Origin of the sequence: Gemmatimonas sp., assembly GCF_036405635.1 — a bacterium.
Classification (GTDB): Bacteria; Gemmatimonadota; Gemmatimonadetes; order Gemmatimonadales; family Gemmatimonadaceae; genus Gemmatimonas.
On sequence record NZ_DASWXE010000029.1, the window covers coordinates 1 to 6818 of the forward strand.

Sequence of the window (6818 nt, forward strand, 5' to 3'; positions counted from 1 at the left end):
CGATGCCCAGGAGTTCGTCTCCCCTCCAGATCGCGCTGCTGCGCGGCGTGAATGTGGGTGGTGGCAAGAAGGTGCCGATGGCGGAGCTGCGTGCCATCGCAGAATCGGTCGGTTTCGGTGATGTGCGCACGCTGCTCAACAGCGGTAACCTGGTGTACCGCACCACGATGAAACCCGCGGCTGCCGAGAAGGCGCTACGGGCAGCCATCCTGGAGACCCTGGGTGTGGACTCCCGCGTGTTCGTGCGCACACCGGCGCAGGTGCAGCGCCTGCTGCAGGAGAATCCCATGCCCGATGAGGCGGCCAGTAATCCGTCGCGATTCGTGGTTACGGTGTGGAGCGCCGATGTTACACCGGAGGCCCTCCGGTGCTTCACCGATGCACCGACGGTGCGCGAACGGTTCGTGGTGGGCGCGCATGCCGCGTACCTGTGGTTTCCGGACGGCATTTCAGCGAGCACGGTGTATGACAAGACCTCGCGCGGTCTTGGTGATCGCATCACCGCCCGCAACTGGAACACCATGCAGAAGTTGCTGGCCATGACGACCGGCGAACCTGCCGACTGACGAGGGCGATGTGCAGCAGGGACGGCGTTGGGCGTATCTGATCGTGTCATGCGCCACGATGGCCTGCTTCAACCGCGGCCCGTTGGCATTGCCTGACCGTGTCTTGCAGCACCCCACGCTTGAATCAGTGGAGATGATCGTCAGCGAAGGCGATGAGATCCGCATTGATGTCTACCGACCGGAAGGGCCAGGTCGTCATGCGACCGTGGTGCTGTTGCATGGCTCGGGTGGCATTCATGATCTGGGGTCGCAGCAAGTCACGCGCTATGCACGCACCCTCGCCGCCATCGGGCAGGTGGCACTCGTGGTGCACTACTTCGACGGCACCGGCAGCTTCACGGCGGATGACGAGGCGGAGCGTCAGCACTACTGGCGCTGGGTGCGGGACGTGCGCGCGGCGATCACATGGGCCGATGCGCAGTCCTACGTGAATCCCCGTCATCTGTCACTGCTGGGCATTTCCCTAGGGGCATGGCTGGGCGTGGGTGTGGGCGCCGTGGACGCCCGTGTGCATCGCATGGCGTTGATGGGCGCCGGTCTCGAGCCATTCCTGGCGGATTCGCTGCGCCATGCGCCGCCGATGCTGCTGTTGCACGGGGCCGAGGACGATGAGGTGCCGCCGGTGGAAGCCGAGCGGCTCCAGCAGGCGATGCACCGTGCGGGGCGCAGGGTGCAGATGGTGATGTATCCCGACGAAGGGCATACGCTTGGTGATTCCGTGTCCACGGATGCGCTGCTTCGGGCCGTGCGGTTCTTCCGCAGTCGGCATTGAGGCCCACAGATTCCGGCCATGCTGACTCCCGGCCTCTGGACCGTATCTGACAATGTCACGTGGCGTGCCGCGCTGGACGCCTATCCTGCGGTGATCGCGCAGCAATCACCGCCGCGTTTGGTGGAGCTGGACACCTGGTACCGGCAGACGCTCACATCGGATGTGCAGGCGCGGTCGCCGCGTCTGGTCACGCACGAGGAGCTGGTGCGCCTCACTGAATGGAAGATGACGCGGGGCGTGTGGCGAGGTCCCAATCTCACTCTGGTGCGCAGCAATACGCCGGATGCGGTGGAGCGCGCGGGCCGGCTCGCCGCCGAGCACATCGCGCAGCTCACGAAGGCGATCGGCGCCTACACCGCGCTGGCGGGTGTAGGACCGGCCACGGCGTCGGCGGTGCTCGCCCTTGTTGCGCCCGATCGCTATCCGTTCTTCGATGAGATCGTGGCGGCGCAGGTCGATGGGCTTGGTCCCGTGGCCTGGAGCACCAGCTACTATCGCCGCTATGCCGCGGCCCTGGTGGAGCGCGCCACACAACTCGGCGCAGGATGGGATGCCGTCATGGTTGAACGGGCACTCTGGGCCAACGGCGCCGCCGCGTGAGTGTGCCGACGACGGCTGATGCCGTGATCTGCGGGGCGGGCATTGCGGGCATCGCCGTGGCGCACGCACTCGCCGTGCGACATGGGTGGCGCGATGTGGTACTGGTGGATGAGCGCGCACCGATGTCGCTCACGAGCGACAAGTCCACCGAGGCCTATCGCAACTGGTGGCCCGGGCCTGACGACGCCATGGTGCGGCTGATGAACCGCAGCATCGACCTGCTGGAAGAGTGGGCCGACGCGAGTGGCAATCGTTTCCATCTCAATCGGCGTGGATACCTCTACACCACCGCCGATCCTGACCGCGCACGTCGGTTCGAAGACGAAGCGGCGCTTGCTGCGGCGCAGGGGGCTGGTCCGGTGCGTGTGTACCGGAGTCGTGCCGACAGCGAGTCGTACCGACCCTCTGCGCATCGTGGCTATGGCGACCATCCGGAGGGTGCCGATCTGTTCCTGGACCGCGATGCAATACGGCACTGGTTCCCGTGGCTCGCGCCCGACATCTGCGGTGTGCTGCACGCGCGCCGATGTGGTTGGTTCAGTGGTCAGCAGCTCGGCATGTATCTGCTCGATGAAGCGCGGGCTGCGGGCGCCGTGCTCGTGGACGGGCGTGTTGCCGACGTGTGGATCGATGACGGGGAGGTGAGCGCGGTGCTCGTGCGTGATGCACAGGGAGAAGAGCATCGCATCGCCACGTCGCGATTCGTGAATGCCGCGGGTCCGTATGCGCCAGGCGTTGGGCGCATGGTGCAGGCTGATCTGCCGTTGTTTTCGGAAGCGCACTACAAGGTGGCCATCGAGGATGTGCACGGCGCGCTGGATCGCGACACAGGGCTCGTCATTCTGGATGATGCGCAGACACTGGCCTGGCCCGATGACGAGCGCGAAGAGTTGGCGAATGTGCCGGAGCTCCGTCGTTTCATTGAGCCGATGCCGGCAGGTATTCACCTGCGTCCCGAAGGTTATGGTCCGTCGAAGACGGTACTGATGTTGTGGGACTATCACGGCGATCATCGCTTCGATGAGCCGCAGTTCCCCATGCCCGCGGACGAGAGCTACGCTGAGATCGTGCTACGCGGCATGGCGGCGCTGGTGCCAGGGTTTGCGGCGTATCTCGAGCGTTTGCCGGCCATGTATGTGGATGGTGGCTACTACACCAAGACCGAGGAGAGCCGGCCGCTCATCGGCGCCGCCGGGGCCCGTGGCGCGTATGTGTGCGCCGGATTCTCCGGCTTCGGCCTGATGGCGGCGCCGGCGGCGGCTGAATTGCTCGCCTTGCGCATGGTCGGCGAGACAATGCCATCGCACGCTGTGGCCTTCAGCCCGGATCGGTATGACGACGCGGACTACCGCGCGCGTGTCGCGACGTGGGGTGGCACCGGCCAGTTGTAGTTGCTGCCCGGTGCGACTCCCGTGAGGGGCCTTATTGCCGCGTCGCGCCCTTCTTCACCTGGGCATCCATCATGCGCAGCAGCTCCTGGTTGCTCCACGGCTGCCAGCCATGCGGCTTGAGCGGACGTCCGTACTCGAACTTGCCGGCGTAGTACGGCCCCTTGCCCGGCTGCTTCGTGCTTTCGAGAAAGGTCTCGAAGCGATACACGCCGAGGTTGAGGAAGTAGTTGTCCATGTCGCCCACGGCCACATGCAGCTTGCTCACCAGCTTGGGGCCGATGGTCGACCAGTTGCGCTCCACATAGTCGCGCAGGTCGTACCCCTTGCTGCGCATGGCCTCTGCCACACTGTGGTCGATCACACCGGTACGCTTGTCCCAGAGCGGCTTGGGGTATCCGTCGGCACCCACCGGCGCCCACGCGGCCTGCCAGCCGTCCCATTGACCGCCTGAACGACCCTTCGAGGCGATCACCATTTCAGCCTGATTCTCCTCGCGCATGCTGAGCTCCATCATGCCCTCGGGGCCTCGGCTCGACGGAATCTCGCGCGACAACCACGCACCATCGCGACGTTCGAACGCGTTGGAGTCGGCGTAGATATTGCCGAACTGATAGTTGCGGAAGTCGAGTTGGTCCGGATACAGCGACCACGCACCACCGAATACATCGGGATAGTGAATCTGCAGAGCCAGCACATCCCAGCCGCCCGTTGAACCACCGGTGAGCATGCGCGCATGGCCGGAGGCCACGGTACGGTAGCGACGATCGAGCTCCGGAATCAGCTCCTTGGTGATCACATCGCCGTACGGGCCGTTGTTCGCCGAGTTGAGCGCGTAGCTATCGTCGTAAAACGGCGTGGGGTGCTGGATGAACACCGCAATGAACTCGGGCACCTTGCCGCTGGTCCACGCCTGCTGGAATTCGCAGCCCGGTTCGCGCGCACTGCGTGCAAGACGCGTGGCGCGGGCCTCGGCGGTCTCTGGACGATCACAGCCGTCAAACGTGAAGCCGAATGGCGCACGGTCATTGAAGTGCCCGATGGTGTACACCACCGGATAGCGCTTGGCGGTGTTCTGCGCGTAGCCTTTGGGGAGCAGTACCACTGCGCCCACGGTCATGTCGTGGTTCCAGAACGCGCTGGCCAGCTTCGACTTCATGGTGAAACGCTGCACCCACTCGGTGTCAGCGGTCTTCTTCACCGGCGGCAGGACACGGTCTGCGGTGAGGGTGATGCGTGTCGAGCCGTCCACACGCACCTTCTGCACCGCGCTCACGATGGTGCCTGGTGCGTCGTTGTAGCGCTGACCTTCCCACTGGTCCATGTGCGCCCAGATGGTGTGGCCATCGGCGCGCGCGAAGCGGGTGTAGGGCACCACGATGCTCTGCACGAAGTACTCGCCGGCCGGCAGTTCCTTCAGCGATGCAAACGGAAAGCCGAGCGTGCTCTGGTCGATGGTAGCGGCGGCGCCGGGCGCGAGCTGTTCGACATCGACCCCGAGAAACTGTTCGCTGCCGCGACGGGCACCGGCCTGCAGACGCGGTTCGGTGCGGTCGGAGCGCGCGATGTAGACGAAGGCGCGTCCGGTGATGGGCGTGGCGCTGGCGCTGGGCGTAAACGCGATGGAGAACGTCTGTGCTCCGAGCGGTGATGAGGCGACGGAGCCGAGCAGGCTCACTGCCACGAGTGCTGAGATTGTACGCATGCGGCAGAATCTATTCCGTTTCACCTCAACAGCAGCTCACAATGCAGTATAGAATAGAAGTATGCGCATCCTCTTCCTCTCCCTCTCCGCGCTGGTCGTGGCGCTTGTCGCCGGGCTGTCATTCCTGTGGCAGCCGATCCTCTGGGCCTACGTGATCATCCTGCCGGCCATCGGTCGTGGCATCGTCGACATGGTGCAGACCAAGCAGGCCATCCGGCGCAACTTTCCGCTCATCGGGAACGCGCGCTACCTCATGGAAATGATCCGACCCGAGATCAACCAGTACTTCGTCGAATCCAACAGCGACGGCAAACCGTTCAGCCGCAACGATCGCTCGGTGATCTACCAGCGTGCGAAAGGTGACCTCGACACGCTGCCGTTCGGCACGCAGAAGGACGTGTACGAAACGGGCTACGAGTGGATCAATCACTCGCTGGCTCCCGTGCATCCCGATCCCGAACAGGCGCGTGTCATGATTGGCGGCGCGGACTGCAAGCAGCCGTATTCCGCCTCGATCTTCAACGTGTCGGGGATGAGCTATGGGTCGCTCAGCAAGAACGCGATCCTCGCGCTCAACGCCGGGGCGAAGATGGGCAACTTCGCGCACAGCACCGGTGAGGGGGGACTGAGTCCGTATCATCTCGAGCCGGGTGGGGATCTCGTCTGGCAGATCGGCACCGGCTACTTCAGCTGCCGGGACAAGCAGGGACGTTTCAATCCCGATGCGTTCGCTGAGCGCGCGTCGCAGCCCAGCGTGAAGATGATCGAGATCAAGCTGTCGCAGGGCGCGAAGCCGGGGCACGGCGGTATCCTGCCCGCTGCGAAACTCACCAAGGAAATCGTGGAGATTCGCGGCGTCGTGCCCGGTCACGACGTGATCTCACCGCCATCACACTCAGCGTTCAAGACCCCGCTGGGCATGGTGCAGTTCATCAAGCAGTTGCGCGAACTGTCCGGCGGCAAGCCAATCGGTTTCAAGTTGTGCGTTGGCAAGCGCCATGAGTTTCTTGGCATCGTGAAAGCGATGCTCGACACGGGGATCTTGCCCGACTTCATCACCGTGGATGGCGGCGAGGGTGGTACCGGCGCCGCACCCATCGAGTTTTCCGATTCGGTGGGCACGCCGCTCAACGAAGGGCTGTCATTCGTACACAACGCGCTCGTGGGCACGGAGCTGCGTGATCACATCAAGGTCATTGCGTCAGGCAAGGTGAACACCGGCTTTGCCTTGGCCACGAAGGTGGCGCTGGGCGCCGATGCCTGCAACGCGGCGCGGGCCATGATGATCGCGCTCGGATGCATTCAGGCGCTGCGCTGCAACAACAATGCGTGTCCCACCGGTGTGGCCACGCAGGATCCGGCGCTGGTGAACGGCCTGCATGTGGGCGACAAGTCACATCGCGTGGCGCGCTACCACCGCGAGACGGTGAGGAGTTTCATGGAGGTGCTGGGCGCCACGGGACTCGAGCGTCCACGTGACCTCAAGCCGTGGTTCATCATGAAGCGGGTGAGTGCGATGGAGATCCGCAGTTACGCGGACATCTATCCGCATCTCGAACCGGGTCAGCTGTTCCGAAACCCGGAGAACACGGGCATGTCGCGCGCGTGGGCGCAGGCGAGCGCGGCGCAGTTCTGACCTGTTGCTTCCAGTCTCAACCATCGGTTGATCAATGACGGTGCATCGCGTCCGGTTGAACCGGGAGCGATGCACCGGGTGTTGCGGAAGGACCCGGCGCGGTGCTCTCCGGCGTGTCCGACAAATGCTCCTGCACGATCATCCAGCGTCC

The 6818-nt window shown here is 64.3% G+C and carries 6 protein-coding genes; 5 read left to right on the top strand and 1 reads right to left on the bottom strand.

What is annotated here, in order from left to right:
- From VGE27_RS01370 to VGE27_RS01385, 4 genes are all read left to right on the top strand, one after another.
- Window positions 1-566, top strand: a 566-nt coding sequence (locus VGE27_RS01370) for a DUF1697 domain-containing protein (RefSeq protein WP_331047832.1), incomplete at its 5' end; no start/stop codon positions are given.
- Between the two features lie 43 nt (window positions 567-609).
- Complete coding sequence (locus VGE27_RS01375; protein ID WP_331047833.1) at window positions 610-1338, top strand: dienelactone hydrolase family protein; 729 nt, start codon at window positions 610-612, stop codon at window positions 1336-1338.
- An 18-nt stretch (window positions 1339-1356) separates the two neighbouring features.
- A complete protein-coding gene (locus VGE27_RS01380) occupies window positions 1357-1938 on the top strand; it encodes a hypothetical protein (RefSeq protein WP_331047834.1) in 582 nt (193 codons plus the stop codon).
- Window positions 1935-3329, top strand: coding sequence for an FAD-binding oxidoreductase (locus tag VGE27_RS01385; RefSeq protein WP_331047835.1), 1395 nt, complete (start codon window positions 1935-1937; stop codon window positions 3327-3329). The genes VGE27_RS01380 and VGE27_RS01385 overlap by 4 nt, the downstream gene beginning before the upstream one ends.
- A gap of 31 nt (window positions 3330-3360) precedes the next feature.
- On the opposite strand, the gene VGE27_RS01390 is transcribed toward VGE27_RS01385, so the two are convergent.
- Complete coding sequence (locus tag VGE27_RS01390) at window positions 3361-5031, bottom strand: alpha/beta hydrolase-fold protein (RefSeq protein ID WP_331047836.1); 1671 nt, start codon at window positions 5029-5031, stop codon at window positions 3361-3363.
- 61 nt (window positions 5032-5092) lie between these two features.
- On the opposite strand from VGE27_RS01390, the gene VGE27_RS01395 reads away from it, so the two are divergent.
- Complete coding sequence (locus VGE27_RS01395; protein WP_331047837.1) at window positions 5093-6667, top strand: FMN-binding glutamate synthase family protein; 1575 nt, start codon at window positions 5093-5095, stop codon at window positions 6665-6667.
- The last annotated feature ends 151 nt before the right edge of the window (window positions 6668-6818 follow it).